A 19,430-nucleotide genomic window follows, 5' to 3' on the forward strand; every position below is an offset into this window, starting at 1 on the left:
ACGGTCAATGACAGGATGGCACCATGAACGAAGAGAGGCATCCCTACGACGAACTCCCCGAGGAGGAGCAAGCTACGGTTCGCGCGCGATGGGATCAAGAGGTGGCGTCGAGGCTGGCGGATCTGAACCTGGAAGCAGGGCTGATCATGGAGGGTCGGGACTGGGCTGAAGCGGACGCTGAGGGTCGGCTCGTGATCCAAAGAGCTGAAGGTCGCATGATCTCCGCTCGTGCTACAGCTTCCTGGGTGCGAACATCTCTCGAGGACGGACGGGTAGAGTCTGCCAACCGGGTCATCACGGAAGCAGCCAGCCGAATCGTCTTGTCGCACGGGGAGATCACGGACGACGTTGTGACCGAGCCGACCACCACAGGTGACAGACGCTACGACGTGTTGCTGGCCACCGTGTTCGCTTTCGCTCTGATGAAGCGTGGAGTGGAACCGCTGCCCTGGATGACTGCGCTGCCGGCACTATCCGAGGAGTGGCTTTTCGGTGGAGACGGAGGCGAGAGCCCAGCCTGGGTTCAGTACATCCGTGACCGAACCCCAGCCTGTTTCCTGAACAAAGGCATCCTGCTGCGGGAGCGGGATTTGATCGCGCCCTGACCCCTGGTCTCGGCTGGCGGTCGTGCCCCCCGCACCTCGTCGTGACCTCTAGTCTGACAACGTGACGATGCTGACACCGACGGCCGCCCGAGCATTCTGGCTTGCACTCCTGGACAACGCGGCGCGGATCACCATCGAGGCGGATGCTCTATTCCCATCACCACGCGCGCAGTCGCTGGTTGTCCTTGCGCAGGAGGAGGTGGGCAAGGCGGTCTGGGTCTACAAGTCGTTCTGGAACGCCTGGAGCGACGGTGACGAGACGCCGCGCGAAGTGCCTGAACTGCGCACACTGCGGTTCGATCACCTCGCAAAACTCATAGAAGCCTCCGACTTCTCGACCGTACTGGTCGAAGTCCCGGGCAGTCCAGTTCCAGTGGAGATTGAACTGGTGAAGGTCCACGCCCCGGAAGTGCTGGATGCCTATCTAAAGGGCCTCGCCCAGGAAGACAATGAGGCGAAGAAGAGGGGTTTCTACGTCGATCTCCGAGCGGACGGCTCGTTTACGGTGCCTCATGAGATTGACAGGCCACTCCTGAGGTTCCAGATCTGGCAAGCCGCTGACATGATCAAGTGGTTCTTCGTTGAAGACCAACTTCGAGCCAGCTTGACCGGCAGACCGATCGCCCCGACTGATGAGGTGGAGGCACTGCTCGCAGATGTCTTGGCTCGCGGCCTGGGCGATTAGGTCGGCAGGGCCGAACACACACCTGAAATTGGCTCGAAGCAGTTCCCCCAATCGGTCGATTTCGGGACATGATGCGGGGCGTATTCGCGTTGGTAGCATGCCCAACATGGCGATGACCGAAGCACAGCGCACAGCTCTGACTCAGATGCTCGACACCGCGGGCGACCTCGATCGATGGCGGCTCAGGGCCCACCGCGTGGAGGAACCCGAGCGGGGAAGCGATCTCGCGCTCGACGACGAAATTTTCCAGCGCATGGCGATCAGCCAGCTTGCGCGGCTGTCTCTCATCGCTGCGGGCGAACACCTTCGCCTCGCGCTCGATGCCATCAATGCGAAGCAGCTGTACCCCTCATCGCATTTCACTGTGCTGCGAGGGGCACTGGTCGGCGCATCTCAAGCCGTATGGATCCTGGGGCCACCCGATCGCAACTTGCGCCGGGAGCGAGGTCTAACCGTCCTCACCGAGATGTACGCCCAGATGGACAAGTACTACGGCTTCCTCGAAAGCACGCAAGTCGAGGCCGACGACCGTACGCGCCTCGACGATCAGCGGCTGTGGCTGAGTGAACGTCGTAATGACGTCGCCTCGATCAGGAACACCACGGCGACCCTCAAATTGACTGAGGTCATCGGCGCCGCAGCCGATCACGCTTTCACGGACACTACGTCTCGTGAGGCCGTCCGGCGCATGTGGCGCGAGATGAGCGCCGACGCTCACGTTCTCGGCTGGTCACTCTTCCAGCGGACAGCCTTCGGCCCGGCGGACCGCCGCACGGGCGTTGGCGAGGGGAAAGCTCCAGGAAGTCCGGAGCATGTCGCGGAGCCGTTCCTCGCCTCGTACCGACTACTGAGACTCGGGTGGTCGTTGTACGACCGCCGCTGTGAGGCACAGTAGCCACCACTCACTCCTAGGACGGATCGTGTTGCCAGAAACAATCGATTTCGGGTCGCGCGCAGCATCCGCTGTCGCGGGCACCGCAAACGCGGTCCGTATCGAAACCACCTTTCGGGAGAATCGATTTCGGTCCCTAGTTTTGGTCCCGAATCGCTGAGTCGAGCGCGCTCATGAGCTGCGCAACTCGTGAGCTACCAGACGGGGCGACCGGATATCGACGAAGTATCTCCGGCAGGGGTGGTGCCGCCCGAGCGGCTAGAACGCGAACTCCGTCGCCGTCCGTGATGCCTGTCCGCAGCTCACAACCCGCGCGGCGCAGGCGGCGGCGCGGAGAAGGTGCCCGACTTGCGATGCTTTCGCGATCGGGTGGAGGTAGGCGGCCGCCGCGGCGTCGCCACAGGCAAGTGCCGCGAGCTGGGCCGTCTCATCGGAGACGTCCTTGGCTGCGCGGTGTGACGCAAAGGCGGCCGTTCGTTGCAGGTTCGACCGTGGCGCGCCGTCGGCAAAGGTACGAGCCGCGTCGAGCGCGTCGCGAGGCCGTGAATCATCTGGGGCCACAGTTTCGAAGTCGGGAAGTAGTTCTGAGCGCAGTCGGCGGCGAACCGGACGACCGCTCGCAGCTCGTCCATCGTCAGATCAAAGTCCTCGGCTCCCATGTCCTCATTATCCCGCGACTTGTAGGAATCCTCAGTCGTCCGAGACTGACCGGTTACGGCCAGAGGGTACGACGGCGGGGAGGGGGGCTCCACTGCGTCAGACGAATAGCTGCGACACGAGAGCTGTTGCGGCCGAATCTGCCCCCGCGGAGGCTGCCGAGGTAAGCACCCCTCGCAGCGTTGGCAATAACCGCTTGATGACGGTCGGATCGGGATGCGGCTTCGCGCTCTCTTCAAGCACACCGACCGCCGATTCTCGCGCAACGACGGCTTCGTCCTCGTCGACGCCGTCCGTCTGTTCGATAATGGCGAGAGCTCGCCCGACTGCATCCGCAAGACCCTGATACGCCTCGGTCACAGGGACCTGCTGTGTGATGCTGCTGCCCTCAAGCGCCACGTTCATGTGGCTTCCGTGGATGATGATCGTGTGCCCAGATCCGGGCGGTGCCCGCGATCGGTGGGGAGCGGTCTTGCTGAACTTTACGGTAATGTGCGCCATCTCCGATGGCATACCAGGCGCATCCGCGACGTTGACTTCGTGAGCCCAGACGACCGCTTCTCCGCCGCGGGGGTCACTCCAAGAAAGCTGGTCACCCTCGTAGACCGGTGTGTCCACGTTGAATCCGACAGTCTTCGTCTGCACTAGCCCCTGCACCTCGACTACAAACCGACCAGGTTGTTCAGGCCCCGGCGTGATCTTTACCATCTTCGTACCGAACGTTGCACCGAACTCTTCGATGAAGGTTGTGCCACCCAACATGCTTCTTCCGTTCTCTGGAGCCACCTGCCCCGGTACGAGCCCAACATACGGTCAACCCCCGAAGCTTCCGCAGCTTTGAAGACTCTCGACTCGAAATCGATTGTTCGCGGTGCGGCGCTTGTCAAGAGTTAGCCTGGGCGACGTTTAACGACAGCAGCGTCATTCATCGCACGATCACGGTGATACTGCGAGCGGGTACGCCAGACTATGACGAACGCCCACGCTTGATCGAGCGGATGCAGCGGGCGTGAGAGGAGCACAACGGTGGCATTCGTCGGCAAGGCCAGAAAGGCTGTTCAGCAGTTCGACACTCCTGAGGAGATGTACCTGAGCTCGACGATGCCGCGCACCGGCAAGGCGGCGAAGGGTTTGTGGGTGCATCAGGGTGATGTGATCCGGTCATACGCCGAAAAGCACACGGAGACCGCTGACCTCGCGCTCGAGCTCCCGACGGGTACCGGGAAGACATTGCCAGGTCTGCTGATCGGGGAGTGGGTGCGCCGAAAGGGTGAGGGCCCGGTCCTGTACGCAACGCCCACGACACAGCTGGCGAAGCAAGTGGCGAAAACAGCGAAGCGGGAGGGCATCCCTGTTGCTTTACTTATCGGAAAACACGACGACTGGGATCCGGCCGACGAGATGGCAGTCGAGGCCGGAGAGATGATCGGTCTCACCACCTACAGCTCCATATTCAACACTCGTCCGTACGTCCCTTTCCCCCGACTCCTCATTTTTGATGACGCACACGCGGGCGAGCAGTTCGTGGGTCACAAGCACGGTGTCGACATCCGCCGATCCCGGGACGAGACCGCGTATCTTTCGGTACTTGCGGCGCTGAAGCCGTTTCTGTCCGGGCTGCAATTTCAGCGGCTGGAAGGTAACCCGGACCCCGGCTCGCACCATGCAGTGCGCCTCATCGTCCCCGCCGTCGACCGGGAAGCGTTGGCTGTGCTGGATTCGACACTGGCGAAGCTCAGAAAGCCACACAAATACGACCACGCGATGATTCGTGCGGGTATCGACGCGAGTCTCGTCTACCTGTCGTACAGCGGAATTCAGATCCGTCCGATGATCCCTCCCACATCTGAGAATAGGGTCTTCGCGCAGGCGAGGCAGCGCATCTACCTGTCGGCGACCCTAGGTTCCGGTGGTGAGCTGGAGCGCGCCTTCGGGCGAACGTCGATCGTCCGAATGCCGTTGAAGTCGAAGACGGCGCCACGGTCGGGGCGCCGTCTGTTCGTTTTCCCCGACCTCGTTGCCGGAGGTGACAGCCTTGCCCTCACGAAGCGGATCGTGGCGCTGACCGATAAGGCGCTGGTACTCAGCCAGGACACGGTCGAACGTGCGGAGGATGCGGCCGCCCAGCTCGCCGGTAAAGGCGTCCCAGTGCTAGGGAGGGAGGTGCTGGAGTCGGAGGGGCTCCAGGCGTTCGCGAAAGCGATGACCGGTGTGCTCGGCCTCGCGAATCGGTATGACGGGATGGACCTTCCCGATGACGCGTGCCGAATCGTGGTACTGGACGGCAAGCCGGACGCTGTGGGGTTGCAGGAGAGATTCCTGAGTGAGCGCGCGGAGGCGAACTCTGCGCTCTTGGAGCGGATCCGCACCCGGATCGTGCAAGGGGCAGGTCGCAGCACGCGGGGACCGAATGACTTCGCTGTTGTTGTCATCAGGGGTGCGGATCTCACGAAATACTTCGCACGGCCGGAAAACATCGCGGCTCTGGAGCCGGAGCTGCAAGCGGAGGTCCAGTTCGGCTGGGAGAACAGCCGCGGCGTCAGCGCGGATGACGTCGTTGAGAACGTCGAAACGTTCCTAGAGCACGACGAGGACTGGCGCACGGGTGGCGAAGAGAAGGTCGCCGAGTTCCTCGAGGATGCGAAAAAGGTCGAGCCCGCGGCTGCCGAGCCTCTGGGTAAGGCGGCGCCGCTGGAGGTGGAGGCGTGGCAACTCGCGTATGCCGGCGACTGGGTCGCGGCGAGCGAGAAGCTGCAGGAGGCAGTCACGCAGGTTGGCCCGGAAGCCACGCGCGGATACCGAGGCATGCTGCTGTACATCGCCGGCGTGTGGATGAACCTAGGCGCGAAGGATGAGACGCAACGCGCTAAGGCACGTGAGCTGATCAGGGAGGCGGGAATGGCCGCAAAACGCGGGACCTGGTTGCGCGAGATGATGCCGCTGCCTGGCGCGCCCGAGGTCGACCTGGCACCGATGGACGTGGTCGCTGTGAACAAGATCGTGGCGCGGCTGCGCGGCAAGCTAAAGACGGGTGCGCTCAGGACCGAGCTCGTGGAGATGCAGGCAGCGCTCGCGCAGGACGAAGCGAAACGGTACGAGCGGGGTCTCACCGTCCTCGGTTCGTTCCTTGGCGCCTCCGCCGAAAAGCCGAAAGGCCAGGCGCGTGCGGACTCTGCATGGGAGTGGGGAACCGCAATGTGGATGACGATCGAAGCGAAGTCGGAAGAACACGACGACGGACTGCTACCCGTCAAGGACGTCCGGCAGGCGAACACGCAGATGGACCAGCTCGCCGCCGACCGAGAGATGGACAGCGCGCCCGCCAGCAGTCCCATAATCCTTCTCTCGGACAAGCTCACGGTCGATCCCCAGCACGCACCAATTGCCAACCGGAACGTCTACCTGAGCTCGCCCGCTACCGTCAGCGAAATCGCGGGCGATGTTGCTGCCGTTTGGGCGGATCTCCTGTCCACCGCAACCGGGAAGCTGTCAGAGGTAGATCAGAAAAAGCATGTCCGCGCAGTGCTCACCGAAAACGGGTGTCTGCCGAGCCAGGTTATCGACCGACTCACACAGAGCCGGATCCGTCCAGGCGATTGAGCACCCGAATCTCAATGACCGAAATCGACCGATACCGGTCAGTTCGAGCAACTTCAGTAGAGTGAGTGAGATTCGTGTAACAACCCGTGACCGCAACTTCGCGCCATGCAGATCAATCGGACACGGTTATGGAGACGCGAGAACAGATCGTCCGGCTCTTCGAAAGCCGGCGGAATACTTTGGTGTATTAAGTGCGATCCCGCGCGTTACCCGAGGCGAAATCGCCGTACTTATTGGTGTCGCCGGAGATTCTCTTGTTCTTGGTTCGAGTCCAGGTACCCCAGCAAGTGAAGGCCCGAGAGATCGGGTCTTTTTTCTCGCCCGCATCAAACTCGTGAATATAGGTAATGATGTACTACCATCATTAGATGGAACCTCGCGTGCTCGATCAGTTGCTGGCGGTGACAGCTCTCCTTCAGGAGGACCTTGCCCGGTTTTTCGAGGGAACACCGCTGACGACCGCCCGCACCCACCTGCTGTGGGAACTCCAGCGCTTGGGCCCGTCCACCCAACAGTCGCTGGCGGTGGCCCTTCAGGTGAGCCCCCGCAACATCACCGGCCTCGTTGACGCGCTCGAAGCATCCGCCTACGTGGTCAGGGGTGACCATCCGACCGACCGCCGGGCGACCGTCGTGTCGCTCACGGAATTGGGCGAGCGCACCATGGCGAAGATGGCCGAAGACCACCGGATCCTCTCGCACGACCTGGTCGTCGGCCTCAATCACGGTGACGTCGATCAGTTGGAACGCAGCCTCGACGTGGTTATCGGTCGTCTCAAGGAGCTGATGGCGACCGATCAGGCGAACTCGGAACTGGGGGCGTCATGACCGTGACGACCGCCAGGCAGCGCCGAACGCCGTGGCAGAAGGTCGTCTATGTCGGCCGTCGTGCGATCAGCATGGAGATCGGCGTCTGGCTGAGCCTTTACCGGTTCATCTTCCGCCGACCGAACGTGCCGGCCGGTGCGAAGGGGTTCACCTACCACCGCCCGCTCATGTCGATCATGATCATCTTCATCGTCCTGTCGGCCGTCGAGATCCCGATCATCGACCTGATCGTGCACCAATGGCTGTTCGTGCGCATCCCGTTCCTCATTCTGGGAATCTGGGGGCTCACCTTCATGGTGGGTTTCCTCCTCGGCTACCTCACCCGACCGCACGCTGTCGGGCCAGACGGCATCCGGGTGCGCAATGGCGCGGAGGTCGACATCCCGATCTCCTGGGACGACGTCTATTCGGTGGAGCCGGACAAGCAGGTGGTCGAGTCGGCCAAGGAGCCGAAGGTGACGTCGGGCGAGGGGGGCGACACCCTGCACCTGCGGATTCAGAATGAGACCAACATCCTGATCACGCTTGAGCGTCCGACCGCCATCCGCCTCCCGCACGGTCCGGAGACCGTGCGGGAGATCAGGCTGTTCGCTGATGAGCCGAAGCAATTCATGGATGAGGTGCGCCGGCACATCGGCTGAGTCGTATTGCCGACTATGGCAGCTGCGGGTCCACCCCGAAGTGCTCAGCCAGCTGGGTGATCACCGACTGGGCTCCCTGGATGCTCACGGATGCCAGGAAGGTGCCGTCATCGACGTTCAGCAGGTCTCCCTGAAGCCGGTCCCACAACGGATTGGACTCGAAAAGCTCCTGCTGCGCCCGTGACGCATCCCCTTCTGCGCCATCCGGCGTGAACGCGCTGACCATGACCAGCCCGGCGTCCCCCTCGAGGATCTGCTCTGCCGACAACGGAACGAAGATCGACTCCGTGGTGTCCGGACCGTCGACTGGGCGGGGAATGCCCATGTCGGCCATGATCTCGCCGATGAAGGAATCGGATGAGTACAGGCGGGCCGTGTCTTCGCCGACGAACCGGATCAGCGAGTAGGTGAGCTCCGGATCCGCGGCCAGGATGGCGGCGCCGACATCCGCCGCCCGCTTCTGGTAGGCGGCAACCAGCTCTTCTGCCTTGTCCTTTTTGCCGAGCGCCTCACCGAGGAGAACGACGTTCTCCTTCCAGGTCGGGCCAGTGCTCTCCGAGAAAACGGTGGGTGCGATCTTCGACAGCTGCGGGTAGAGGGCCTCCTGGCGCACCTTGGCGGAGATGATCAGGTCGGGCTCGAGTTCGAGGATCTTCTCGAGGTCCGGCTCGGCCATGGTGCCCACGTTGACAGCATCCTTGGTTTCGGATGCGACATCGCCGAGGTAGGGCGCGAACGGGTTCGCCGGATCCTGACGGTACTGCGCGTAGCCGACCAATTCCGCACCCAGCAGCAGCGTGGCATCCACATAGCTCGGGTCGAGAGCGACCACGCGGATCGGCTTCTCGGGGATTTCGGTCGATCCCATGGCGTGCTCGATGACAATGGGGAAGCCGTCGGCGGCGGCCACCTCGGCGACTGGCGCACTGGCCGTGCTGCACGCAGAAACTCCGAGGAGGGTGGCGAGCGCGGCGACAGCGGTAAGGGACTTCAGAAGACGTTGTGATTTCACGTGGATGCTTTCGGTGTCGAACGAGGGTGAACTTAGGTAAGCCTAAGCTACATTGCGAGCTAGACTGTAGCAGCACTTGCCGCCTCGTCCAGAACAGCTCCGTCACAGGGAACCCGTGGAAAACCAATCGCCTCGCCGCGCCATCACTGCGCCCCGGCGGCTGGTGTTACTCGCCTTGGTGGTGCTCGCCCTGGGTGTCGCGATCATCGCGAGCGTCGCTGTCGGGAGTGCGCCATCATCGCTGGCCGAACTCTGGCATGCGGTCTTCAGCCCCACGGCCACCACCATGGATGTGACCATCCGTGAACTCCGCTGGCCGCGCACGGTGCTGGGAATCGTCGTCGGCGCCTGCCTCGGACTGGCAGGCGCCATGGTGCAGGGTCACACCCGGAACCCGATCGCCGACCCCGGGCTGCTCGGCATCTTCCAGGGCGCCGCCCTCGCGGTCGTGGCGACGACTGCCCTGGCCGGCACGGTGCCCTGGATCGTCCTGGCGATCATGGCCTTCATCGGTGCACTCGTGGCCAGCATGCTGGTCTTCACCATTGCGCACCTGGCCGGCCGGGGAGCGACCGCGATCACTCTGGTGCTGGCCGGCGCAGCCGTCGCCGCTTTGTGTGCCGCCCTGGTCACCGCGATCGTGCTCTTCAACGAGGCCGCGCTGGACACCCTGCGGTTCTGGCAGGTGGGCTCACTGAGCGGCCGCAGCGGCGCGATCGACCTGGTCTGGCCGTTCGCGCTCGCCGGAGGCATGCTCGCGATTGCCAACACCTCGTCGCTGAACGTCCTCGCCCTGGGTGAGGAGACCGCGCAGTCGCTCGGGGTGTCGTTGCGCCGGTCGCGCACCGTCGGCATCGCGGCGATCACGCTGCTTGCCGGTAGCGCTGTCATGATGGCCGGCCCGATCGCCTTCGCGGGACTGATTGTTCCCCACCTCGCCCGCGCCGTGGTCGGCGGCGACTACCGGTGGCTGATCCCCACCTCCGCAGTCGCGGGCGCCGCGCTGCTGCTGGTGGCAGACACGATAGGGCGTATCGTCGCCCGCCCGGGCGAACTCCCGGCCGCGGTGATCCTCGCGGTCATCGGAGCGCCGTTCTTCGTGCTCCTCGCCCGTCGCCGGAAGCTGGTCACCCTGTGACCGCGCCGGCATCCGCGCCGATCCGATCGATCCGCGTCTGGCGCATCGGCGACGCATCGCTGCGGATGGACCCGCGGGCAGCCACCATCTGGGTCGGAACGATTGTGCTGCTCATCGCTGCCGCAGTCGTGCACCTGGCGCTCGGCGGTTCAGTCATTGAACCTTCCGCCGTGGTGGCAGCGCTGCTCGGCGACACCAGCGATGCCAGCAACTACCTGGCGGTAACCGAGTTCCGCGCACCCCGAACCGTTGCGGCTGTCATCGTCGGTGCATGCCTGGCAGCGTCGGGCGCGATCACGCAAACCGTCGCCCGCAACCCGCTCGCGAGCCCGGACATCCTCGGTGTCACCTCCGGCGCGGCGCTCGGCGCGGTCGCGGTCCTCATCGCGGCCGGCGGGGGAGCGGCCGGGCTGAGCGGCGCGGCCGCCAGCGTGGGCATGCCGACCGCAGCCTTCACCGCGGGGATGGTGAGCGGAGTTGCCGTGTACCTGCTCGCCTACCGGCGCGGGATCGACAGCTTTCGTCTGATCCTGGTCGGGCTCGGGGTGTCCGGGCTGGCGACGAGCCTCACCACCTGGCTGCTGACCCTCGGTGATGTCTCCAGCACCGCCCAGGCGCTCACCTGGATGATGGGTTCGCTCAACGGCAAGGACTGGACCTTGGTCCAGCCGATGGGTGCCGCGGCGATCACCCTGCTGCTGGCCGCCGCGTTCGCTTCCCAGCGGCTGTTCGTCACCACCCTCGGTGATGACACGGCGATCAGCCTGGGCGTGCGGCTCGGCCTGGTGCGGGTCGTCGCCCTGACCATCGCGGTGCTGCTGGCATCGCTCGCCACGGTGGTCGCCGGACCGCTGGCGTTCGTGGCCCTGGCCAGCCCCCAGATCGCCCGATTGCTCACCCGCGGAGTCGTGCCACCGGTGAACGTCGCCATGGTCGTCGGGGCGATCTTCGTGCTTGTTTCCGACATCCTCGCTGCGCGTACATTGCCGGTCGCGCTTCCCGTCGGAGTGGGAACCGCGGTCCTTGGCGCGCCGTACCTCATCTATCTGCTGATCGTCGCATCAAGGAAGGGCTCATGAACGCTGGGATCGAAGCGCGGCTGACCGCCCGGGGACTGTCGCTCGGCTACGAAGGGCGGCGGGTGGTGGAGAACCTGTCACTGCAGGTCGCGCCCGGCCAGGTAACTGCGGTGATCGGCCCCAATGGCAGTGGAAAGTCGACCCTTTTGAAGGGCTTGGGCCGGCTGTTGCCCCCGGAGGCCGGGGAAGTCCTGCTTGACGGAGTGCCGCTCCAGCGACTGTCGACACGGCACATCGCTACCCAGTTGAGCGCCCTGCCGCAGAGCCCGAACGCGCCGTCCGGGCTCACCGTCGCAGACCTGGTCTCCCGCGGCCGGCACCCCCGGCAGAAGTGGTACCAGCAGTTCTCCTCAACGGATGAACGCATCGTGCTGGACGCGCTCCGGGCTACCGGGATGACCGATCTGGCCGACACTCCGATCGACGACCTTTCCGGCGGACAACGTCAGCGTGCCTGGATTTCGATGATCCTTGCCCAGGAGACTGACATCCTGCTGCTGGATGAACCGACCACCTTCCTCGACCTGGCGCATCAGGTGGAGGTGCTCGAACTCATCCGCGGACTCAATCGTGACCGCGGCTGCACCGTGGTGATGGTGCTCCACGACATCTCGCTCGCCGCCCGGTTCTCGGATCGCATCATCGCCATGAGGGGCGGTCGAATCCTGGCCGAGGGAACGCCGGCCGAGGTGGTCACCGAGTCGTTGCTGCTGGAGGTCTTCGGCCTGCGCGCGCAAGTCATCCACGAGCCGACCGCCGGCCGGCCGCACGTCATTCCCCTCGGTGTCGAGGGCCTTTACGGTGGTGCTGCCTGAGCCCGGTTACAGGTCCAGGGACTGGTCAGGCTCAAGCGTGAAGTACTCGCCCCCGGCCTGCTCGGTGACGGCACGCAGCCGATCGTTGGACTGCTTCTGCCCGATCTTCGAGAGCCCCATCTGGTGGGTGGGGAAACACCGCTTCGGCGCCACCGCGCTCACGTAATCCATCGCTTCGGAAATCTTCAGCCAGGGTGCGCCGGCCGGAGCGGCGAGCGTGTCGACCGGCACCGGTGGAACCGTGTACGAGTCTCCGGGGTAGAAGAGAAGGTCGTCCACCAACACGCCCACGTTGTCGACCACCGGAAGCGACGGGTGAATGACGGCATGCTTCTCGCCGAAGAACCGGAGGCTGAATCCGTCTACCTCGTGGTGGTCGCCGTCGGCGACTTCGATGATGGCGAACTCGGTAGCGGCGGCGGCAACGCCCGGCGGCCCGAAGATCACCGCATCCGGGTTTCGCTCGAGGATGCGGGAGAGATGCTCCGGTGTCCAGTGGTCGGCATGCTCGTGCGTGATGACGATCGCCGCCACGTTGTCGATGCCGCTCAGCGGGGTGGTGAACGAGCCGGGGTCGATGATGACCCGTTGTTCGGCCTTCTCCAGAACCAGGCAGGCGTGCTCTTGTTTGGTGACTCGCATTCGCCCAGCTTAGGCATCAGGGGCTTGCGCTGGATACCCCCTAGGGGTATATTCTACCCATGAGCCACGACGAACACGAGCATCATGGGCCTGCCGTCGACGAGCGGGCGGTGCACGGCGTCGCGTCGAGCGACAACGCCGGCCACGACAATGCCAGCCACACACAAGCCGGCCATGAACACGCGCGGCATGCTGAGGGCCACGACCATCATGAGCACCACGACCCCGGAATGTTCCGCCGCAAGTTCTGGCTGAGCCTGGTCCTCACCATTCCCACCCTGGTGTTCTCGCACGGCCTGCAGGACATCCTGGGTCTCGACGGCCCGCGGTTCCCTGGCAGCCATTTCATCCCGGCCGTCTTCGGCATCGCACTGTTCTTCTACGGCGGAATGGTCTTCCTGAAGGGCGGGATGCAGGAACTCAAGGCCAGGCAGCCGGGCATGATGACCCTCATCTCCCTCGCCATCCTGGTCGCCTTCGGCTACAGTTTCGCGGTCACGCTCGGCCTGCCCGGCATGGACTTCTGGTGGGAACTGGCGACACTCATCACCATCATGCTGCTGGGCCACTGGATCGAGATGGCTGCCGTGATGGGGGCTCAGGATGCCCTCGGCGAGTTGGCGAAGCTTCTCCCGGACACTGCCGAGGTCATCCACGGCGAGCACACCATGACGCATCCGGTCTCCGAGTTGAAGGTCGGCGACCACGTGCTGGTGCGACCGGGCGCTGCAGTGCCAGTCGACGGGGAGGTCGCCGACGGTGACTCCGAAGTGAACGAGTCCCTGCTGACCGGGGAGTCATCGACCGTGCGCAAGAAGGTGGGAGATCAGGTCATCGCCGGCAGCATCAACGACTCCGGGGCGCTCACCGTTCGGGTGACGAAGGTGGGCGGCGACACGGCGCTCGCCGGCATCATGAAGCTGGTGGCGGATGCGCAGGCCAGCAAGTCGGGTGCCCAGCTGTTGGCGGACCGCGCTGCCGCCCTGCTCTTCTACGTGGCCGTGGCCGCCGCGGTGATCACCTGGGTCGCCTGGGCGCTCCTGCAGCCGGGAGACCCGACATTCGTTCTCGAGCGTGTGGTCACCGTGCTCGTGATCGCCTGTCCGCACGCCCTCGGCCTGGCCATCCCGTTGGTATCGCAGATCTCGACATCGCTGGGGGCGAAGCGCGGCATCCTCATCCGGAACCGGATCGCGCTGGAAGCCGCACGTGAGATCGACGTGGTGCTCTTCGACAAGACCGGAACCCTCACCGAGGGCCGCCAGGGAGTGGCTGATGTCGTCTCCGCGGGCGGGTTGTCGGCGGATGAAGTATTGGCACTGGCCGCGTCCGCCGAGGCGAACGCCGAGCATCCGATCGGCCGTGCCATTGTGGAGGCGGCCCAGGAGCGCCAACTGGTCAGTGCCGGCAGGGCGAAGGAGTTCCAGTCGCTCGCTGGTCGCGGGGTCGAGGCCGTGGTAGACGGACGCTCGGTCACCGTCGCCAGCGCACGACTCGTGAACGAGCGCGGCATCTCCATCGGAACCTCGCTGGTACACGCCACCAGGGAGCACACCGGTGCGGGCAAGACAGTGGTCTACGTGGTCGAGGGCGAAACAGTTGTCGGCATGATCGCGGTGGCCGACGTCATCCGCGCCGAATCGGCTGAGGCGGTGTCGCTGCTGAAGAGCCGCGGCATCCGCGTTGCCATGCTGACCGGGGACTCGCACGAAGTCGGCAACTGGGTGGCCGCGCAGCTGGGCATCGACGAGGTCTTCGCCGAAGTGCTTCCAGGTCAGAAGGCGGATGTTGTCGCCAGGCTTCAGGACGGCGGCACCAGGGTGGCCATGGTCGGCGACGGCGTGAATGACGCCCCAGCGCTGGCGCGTGCCGACGTGGGGATCGCCATCGGTGCCGGCACGGATGTCGCGATCGAGTCGGCCGGGGTCGTGCTGGCCTCCAGCGACCCCCGTGGCGTCGCCGATGCCATCCGGCTGTCGAAAGCCACCTATCGCAAGGAGCTGCAGAACCTGTGGTGGGCCGCCGGTTACAACATCGTGGGCCTCCCGCTCGCGGCCGGCGTTCTCGCCGGGGTCGGCTTCCTGATGCCGCCGGCGGTCGGCGCCGCGCTGATGGCCGTGTCGACGATCGTGGTGGCGCTGAACGCCCAACTGCTGCGACTCATCCGCTTCGCCCGCGACTGAGCCGACCCGTCGAAAACGAAGGAGATCCGCCCGTGAACGGCGCGTTCAGCGTCAGAACGCGACACGAATGGCCGGATCTCCTTCGTTTTCGACTGCAGGACTCACCTGGCTGAGGGAGCTCCCAAGTCTCAACCGCTGCGGGAAACGGGTAGCGCGCACCGCGCAGTAATCGTTCGGGCTGCCTGCTCGACCACCTGGTTCTTCTCGTCGTCGGTGAGTGCCCATCCGCCATGGACCAGTCTTGGCCAGAACACCACCGTGGCGATCATTCCGAGGAACTGGGCTGAGATGACGTCGGCGTCTTCCACGTCCGCAGTCCCCGCGACGTGTGCGGCATGCAGAAAGTCTGCGAGTGCCGCGAGCACCGGGAGCGTGCCGAAGTCGAAGGTCCGCTCCCGAAGTTCGGGGAAGCGGGGCGACTCTGCGATCACGATCCGCATCAGGTCGGCCATGCCTGGTCGATCGAGCAGTTCGACGTAGGCCTTTCCCAAACTGACGAGTCCTCCGAGGAAGTCTTCCGGATCGGGGGCGCTCGGCGCGCCGCCTGGCACGCTTCCCGCCGCGAGGACGGTCGCTTCGAACAACTCCGCCTTCGTGGGGAACTGCTTGAACAGCGTGGCTTTGGATACGCCGGCGTATGTGGCGATCTCGGCCAGCGATGTGCGGTCGTAGCCGTGCTCCAGGAACGGGCGGGCGGCCGCAGCGAGAATCGCCGCACGATTGTCCGCAGCGATCTGCCGGTGGTATGCGGAGAGCTTGCGCGTCATCGTTCCAGTATCCCACTGAGGTGAGCCACTTGACTCACCTCAGCTGGACGGATATCTTTCGATGTGGCGAGTCAGCGGACTCACCTCAACGAAAGGTCAAACATGTCACAGGTGATGATCCACGCGACGGTGTCGATTGACGGGTTCATGGCGGATCCTGCCGGAGAGATGGACTGGATGGACGGGTTTCCGGTGGCGCCGGAGGACGCGGAGATCGTGGGGCGGATCTGCGCCGACATTGGAGCCGTCGTCGGAGGTGCGAACAAGACCCAGACGATCGAAGACGGGGAGATCCCGTACGGCGGGTCCCTCAAGGTGCCGGTGTATCTGATGACGCATAGCGAGCAGGAGCCGGTAGAGCGCGACGGCACCACCTTCACTTTTGTGGTGGACGACGTTGAAGAGGCTGTGGAGCGTGCTCGACACGACGCCGGAGAGAAGTGGGTGAGCCTCCTGGGCGGCCGCATTGCGAGGCAGTGCCTCACCCTCGATCTCGTGGACGAGATCCAGCTGCACGTCGTGCCGGTCGTGCTCGGCGAAGGGATCCCTCTCTTCGCCGGCCTGGAGCGGCAGCTCCGCCTCGAGCGTCTTGAGACCGCAGCGTTCGCCAGCGAGGTCCATCTGCGATACCGAGTCCTACGGGATGCGCCGACGTTCGGAGATTAGCCCAACCAAATCGATCGTTTTCGGTTAACTCCCGGGTCCACGCCATAATCGGGGGATGACGACGACGAAGCCGCTGCGCATCGTCGTCGCCATTAACCCGGCCGCCTCGTTCGGCCGCGGCCGCGCGGTTGGTCCCGCCGTCGTGCAGTCGCTGCGCGGCGCGGGCCACCTGGTCACCACCCTGGTCGAACCGACCTTCCTCGAGCTGATCGAGTCGGCACGCAACGCGGTCGCCGAGCAGCCGGACGCCCTGGTCGTCGTCGGCGGTGACGGCATGGTCAACCTGGCCGCCCAGGTGCTGGCCGGAACGGAAGTGCCGTTCGGGCTGGTCCCGTCCGGAACCGGCAACGACATGGCCCGAGGGCTCGGTATCCCGATCGGCAATGCCGAGGCGGCGATCGAGGCGCTGCTCGTTTCCCTGACCCGCGCTCCGCGCCTCATCGACGTCGGACGGGTGACCGACGGTTCGGGCCAGGTGTCGCTGTTCGCCTGCGTGTTGTCGGCCGGGTTCGATGCCGTCGTCAGCGAGCGCGCCAACCTGATGCGCTGGCCGAAGGGCAGGAGCCGCTACAACCTGGCGCTGCTCCGCGAACTGGCGATGCTGCGCCTCATCCGGTACCGGCTGACCATCGACGGAACGAAGATCGAGACGGATGCCGTGCTCATCTCCGTCGCCAACAACACCTCGTTCGGTGGCGGCATGATGGTCACCCCGGACGCCCTGCTCGACGACGGCGAGTTCGATGTGCTGGTGGTGCAGCCGTTGAAGCGACTCGCGTTCCTGCGCATCTTCCCCCGGGTGTTCAAGGGCACGCACGTGACCGACCCGCGCGTCACCATCTATCGCGGGCGAAACATCCGCGTCGAGGCGGATCGGGTCATCGCATATGCCGACGGAGAGCGTGTTGGTGGTCTACCGGTCGACATCGAGGTGGTGCCGGGTGCCCTCCGCGTGCTCGCACCGCTGCGCTGACCGGTCGTTTTGGTGACGCCCGCTGGGGTGTGGCATACTCTTTGAGTTGCACTAACGGCCCCATCGTATAGTGGCCTAGTACGCCGCCCTCTCACGGCGGTAACACCGGTTCGAATCCGGTTGGGGTCACAATCGAGAAACCCGCTCAGTTGAGCGGGTTTTTTCGTTTTCCGCACGGCTTGACGATCCGCCGGGGATGAACTTGACTCATCTCATGCGGGGGTCCGGAATCGCCATGGGGCTCACCGCGGTAATTCTGGCGGTGGCTCTGAACATCAGCATGAGCGGCGTGGTTGCCGCCATGTTCGGCCAGCCGTATGGACTGCTGGTGCTGGCCGTGACCCTGGTCATCGCAGTCGTCCTGATATCGATCACCGTGTCCCGGTGCACCGGTCGGCGCAACATCCGATCGGCCATCATCGTGGCGGTGATGGCCTTTGTCGCGCTCGGGATCGCGTTCTTCGGTTTCGGTACGGTGCCCATGATCTGGGTCCAGCCCGGTTTCGAACTCGTGCACCTGCTGATCGCGGCCACTTCGGCGCTGGCCTTGGGCATATTCATCGGGCCATGGCCGCTGCGGATTGCCGGAGGTGTCGGCACTGCGCTGCTGATCGCCGGCCTCGTTTGGGTCAGCATCCCCGACCCTCAGGCAACGGGACCTTCGCAGGCAGAGCAGCAGGCGAAGAAGCAGGAAGCTGCGAACTTCGAAGCCTTCATTGAGAGCGGTGCCTTCCCCATGGTCGCTGACTTGCGGGGCGGGGCGATCGTCGGCGTCGTTGCAGATGGCGGGCCGTTTCGCACTCTTTCGGTCACCGTCGACGGTGGTGTGGTGGAGGTTGTGATCGACCGGAATCCGATCACGAGCAATGCCGAAATTACCCCGTGCTGGTACCTCGGTGCCGCCGACATGGGCCTCGACGAGACGGACACGCTCCAGGATTACGCGAGTTGGTGCGTCAAGGGTCAGGACCTGTGGCGGCTGACGGATGGCACCGGGTACGCGCGCATGGAGAACGGCAGCCTTGTCGCTGTGAGGTCTGCGATCAGCCAGAATGTCGAGGCGGCCAGCGGTGAACGCCCCGCCAACGCCGACGAGGTGCTTGACGCCTGGGAGTCGCTGCGGCCAATGACCGAGGCGGAAGTGCGCGAGCAGCTGCAGGTTCATTAGGATGCACGAACGGATGCCCAGCTCGCCCACCAGCGCCTGGTGAGTACCAGCACGGCTGCGACCGCGCATCCGATCGCCGTCTCCAGCACCCGGTCGGCCAGCAGCGGCAACACCTCGCTCGGAAGCGACAGGTTGCTGACCGTGATAGCGAGCGGGGTGATGAACAGCAACGCCACACCGTAGTGATGGGCGATGACGATCTCGGTGATGAACTGGCAGACCACGGCAATCGCGATGATGGCGATCGGCGGCAGGTTCAGCCACAGGATTCCGGCCGCGATGAACACGCCAACGGTCGTCCCGGCCGCGCGGTGCCATGCCCGCGTGAGGGAGAACGGCGCATAGGCGAGGGGCAGCACGGCTACGACGGCGACGACCGCCCAGTACGGACGCCCGATCCCTGACGCCAGCGCAATGGCGCCGGTGACCAGCCCTCCGACGACGGCGACGATGGCCGCGCGGATGACGACCTCATCCTTCAGTGCGGTGAAGGAGCGCTGCGGGCTACGAGGCAGCCCCCGGAAGTGGTGGGCGTGACGGTCCCCGGCCAGACGCCGCAGCACCCAGCCCGACATGCACACGATCCAGGCGAAAGCTGCGGAAAGCACGGCGGTCACGATCGCCGTGGGCGCTTCGCTCCAGGTGGTTGGAACGGCGGCGCACACCAGCAGGGCGAAGACCAGGAACACGGGCTGACCCGGGATCCAACCGATCACCGCTGTCGCGAACACGCCGCCAGCGATGACGACCGCAAGCGCCACGGCGGTCAGCCAGAGCGGCTGACCCAGGCTGGCCAGCGCAACGCCGGCCGCGATGCAGGTGACCAGCGCGACCGCGGCAGCCGTCACAGAGACCAGCCGCACCCGGTACGGTTCGTGGCGGCCGTAGAGGCCGGTGAACGCTCCGAACGACGCGTAGACGGCCAGGTCGATGCGGTTGAGCGCCAGCAGCACGAGCAGGGGGACGGCCAGCGCGACCGCCGCGCGCCCGGCAGCCTCCACATCGAGGGTCCTCTCGGAGCCTTTCGGCGGGGCTGCGGATGGGGGCGTCATGCTCAAAAGCCTAAAAGGCATCCGCTAC

The 19,430-nt window shown here is 64.9% G+C and carries 19 protein-coding genes and 1 tRNA gene; 14 read left to right on the top strand and 6 right to left on the bottom strand.

The genetic code is table 11. From position 1 onward, the window contains the following. Positions 1–23: 23 nt before the first annotated feature. The 3 genes from ACX3O0_RS01345 (at position 24) to ACX3O0_RS01355 (ending at position 2,185) form a co-directional block, all read left to right on the top strand. Complete coding sequence (locus ACX3O0_RS01345; RefSeq protein ID WP_459106523.1) at positions 24–605, top strand: hypothetical protein; 582 nt, start codon at positions 24–26, stop codon at positions 603–605. Positions 606–672: 67 nt separating this feature from the next. Continuing rightward, entirely contained in the window at positions 673–1,290 is a 618-nt protein-coding gene (locus tag ACX3O0_RS01350; RefSeq protein ID WP_459108427.1) for an AbiV family abortive infection protein, read from the top strand. A 106-nt stretch (positions 1,291–1,396) separates the two neighbouring features. Then, positions 1,397–2,185, top strand: a complete 789-nt coding sequence (locus ACX3O0_RS01355) for a hypothetical protein (RefSeq protein WP_459106524.1) — start codon at positions 1,397–1,399, stop codon at positions 2,183–2,185. A 255-nt stretch (positions 2,186–2,440) separates the two neighbouring features. On the opposite strand, the gene ACX3O0_RS01360 is transcribed toward ACX3O0_RS01355, so the two are convergent. Both ACX3O0_RS01360 and ACX3O0_RS01365 read right to left on the bottom strand, forming a co-directional pair. After that, positions 2,441–2,743 carry a putative immunity protein gene (locus ACX3O0_RS01360; RefSeq protein ID WP_459106525.1) on the bottom strand — a complete coding sequence of 101 codons (303 nt, stop codon included), beginning with the start codon at positions 2,741–2,743 and terminating at the stop codon, positions 2,441–2,443. Between the two features lie 195 nt (positions 2,744–2,938). Then, positions 2,939–3,484, bottom strand: coding sequence for a hypothetical protein (locus ACX3O0_RS01365; protein ID WP_459106526.1), 546 nt, complete (start codon positions 3,482–3,484; stop codon positions 2,939–2,941). Between the two features lie 381 nt (positions 3,485–3,865). Between ACX3O0_RS01365 and ACX3O0_RS01370 the strand changes: the two genes are divergently transcribed. The 3 genes from ACX3O0_RS01370 (at position 3,866) to ACX3O0_RS01380 (ending at position 7,907) form a co-directional block, all read left to right on the top strand. Then, entirely contained in the window at positions 3,866–6,439 is a 2,574-nt protein-coding gene (locus tag ACX3O0_RS01370; RefSeq protein WP_459106527.1) for a DEAD/DEAH box helicase, read from the top strand. 368 nt (positions 6,440–6,807) lie between these two features. Then, entirely contained in the window at positions 6,808–7,266 is a 459-nt protein-coding gene (locus ACX3O0_RS01375; protein WP_459106528.1) for a MarR family winged helix-turn-helix transcriptional regulator, read from the top strand. Beyond that, entirely contained in the window at positions 7,263–7,907 is a 645-nt protein-coding gene (locus ACX3O0_RS01380; protein ID WP_459106529.1) for a hypothetical protein, read from the top strand. Before ACX3O0_RS01375 ends, ACX3O0_RS01380 begins: the two co-directional genes overlap by 4 nt. Before the next feature lie 13 nt (positions 7,908–7,920). Here ACX3O0_RS01380 and ACX3O0_RS01385 read toward each other — a convergent pair whose 3' ends face one another. Continuing rightward, complete coding sequence (locus ACX3O0_RS01385) at positions 7,921–8,919, bottom strand: ABC transporter substrate-binding protein (protein WP_459106530.1); 999 nt, start codon at positions 8,917–8,919, stop codon at positions 7,921–7,923. 115 nt (positions 8,920–9,034) lie between these two features. Here ACX3O0_RS01385 and ACX3O0_RS01390 point away from each other — a divergent pair, with 115 nt between their 5' ends. From ACX3O0_RS01390 to ACX3O0_RS01400, 3 genes are read left to right on the top strand one after another with little or no spacing between them, the layout of a single operon-like run. After that, complete coding sequence (locus ACX3O0_RS01390; protein ID WP_459106531.1) at positions 9,035–10,057, top strand: FecCD family ABC transporter permease; 1,023 nt, start codon at positions 9,035–9,037, stop codon at positions 10,055–10,057. Then, the gene (locus tag ACX3O0_RS01395) at positions 10,054–11,136 is read left to right on the top strand and encodes a FecCD family ABC transporter permease (protein ID WP_459106532.1); all 1,083 of its coding nucleotides are present in this window, start codon (positions 10,054–10,056) and stop codon (positions 11,134–11,136) included. The genes ACX3O0_RS01390 and ACX3O0_RS01395 overlap by 4 nt, the downstream gene beginning before the upstream one ends. Further along, complete coding sequence (locus ACX3O0_RS01400; protein ID WP_459106533.1) at positions 11,133–11,951, top strand: ABC transporter ATP-binding protein; 819 nt, start codon at positions 11,133–11,135, stop codon at positions 11,949–11,951. The genes ACX3O0_RS01395 and ACX3O0_RS01400 overlap by 4 nt, the downstream gene beginning before the upstream one ends. Before the next feature lie 6 nt (positions 11,952–11,957). Here ACX3O0_RS01400 and ACX3O0_RS01405 read toward each other — a convergent pair whose 3' ends face one another. Then, on the bottom strand, positions 11,958–12,593 hold the full coding sequence (locus ACX3O0_RS01405; protein ID WP_459106534.1) for an MBL fold metallo-hydrolase: 636 nt from the start codon (positions 12,591–12,593) through the stop codon (positions 11,958–11,960). Between the two features lie 59 nt (positions 12,594–12,652). Between ACX3O0_RS01405 and ACX3O0_RS01410 the strand changes: the two genes are divergently transcribed. Continuing rightward, a complete protein-coding gene (locus ACX3O0_RS01410; RefSeq protein ID WP_459106535.1) occupies positions 12,653–14,776 on the top strand; it encodes a copper-translocating P-type ATPase in 2,124 nt (707 codons plus the stop codon). A 128-nt stretch (positions 14,777–14,904) separates the two neighbouring features. Here ACX3O0_RS01410 and ACX3O0_RS01415 read toward each other — a convergent pair whose 3' ends face one another. Then, entirely contained in the window at positions 14,905–15,543 is a 639-nt protein-coding gene (locus ACX3O0_RS01415) for a TetR/AcrR family transcriptional regulator (protein ID WP_459106536.1), read from the bottom strand. 102 nt (positions 15,544–15,645) lie between these two features. Between ACX3O0_RS01415 and ACX3O0_RS01420 the strand changes: the two genes are divergently transcribed. The 4 genes from ACX3O0_RS01420 (at position 15,646) to ACX3O0_RS01435 (ending at position 18,350) form a co-directional block, all read left to right on the top strand. Beyond that, the gene (locus tag ACX3O0_RS01420; protein ID WP_459106537.1) at positions 15,646–16,209 is read left to right on the top strand and encodes a dihydrofolate reductase family protein; all 564 of its coding nucleotides are present in this window, start codon (positions 15,646–15,648) and stop codon (positions 16,207–16,209) included. A gap of 55 nt (positions 16,210–16,264) precedes the next feature. Further along, the gene (locus ACX3O0_RS01425; RefSeq protein ID WP_459106538.1) at positions 16,265–17,182 is read left to right on the top strand and encodes a YegS/Rv2252/BmrU family lipid kinase; all 918 of its coding nucleotides are present in this window, start codon (positions 16,265–16,267) and stop codon (positions 17,180–17,182) included. Between the two features lie 56 nt (positions 17,183–17,238). Next, positions 17,239–17,311: transfer RNA gene (locus tag ACX3O0_RS01430), tRNA-Glu, on the top strand. Positions 17,312–17,396: 85 nt separating this feature from the next. Beyond that, complete coding sequence (locus ACX3O0_RS01435; RefSeq protein WP_459106539.1) at positions 17,397–18,350, top strand: hypothetical protein; 954 nt, start codon at positions 17,397–17,399, stop codon at positions 18,348–18,350. On the opposite strand, the gene ACX3O0_RS01440 is transcribed toward ACX3O0_RS01435, so the two are convergent. Continuing rightward, on the bottom strand, positions 18,347–19,402 hold the full coding sequence (locus tag ACX3O0_RS01440; protein WP_459106540.1) for an FUSC family protein: 1,056 nt from the start codon (positions 19,400–19,402) through the stop codon (positions 18,347–18,349). The genes ACX3O0_RS01435 and ACX3O0_RS01440 overlap by 4 nt on opposite strands. Between the last annotated feature and the right edge of the window lie 28 nt (positions 19,403–19,430).

Source organism: Homoserinimonas sp. A447 (assembly GCF_054489325.1).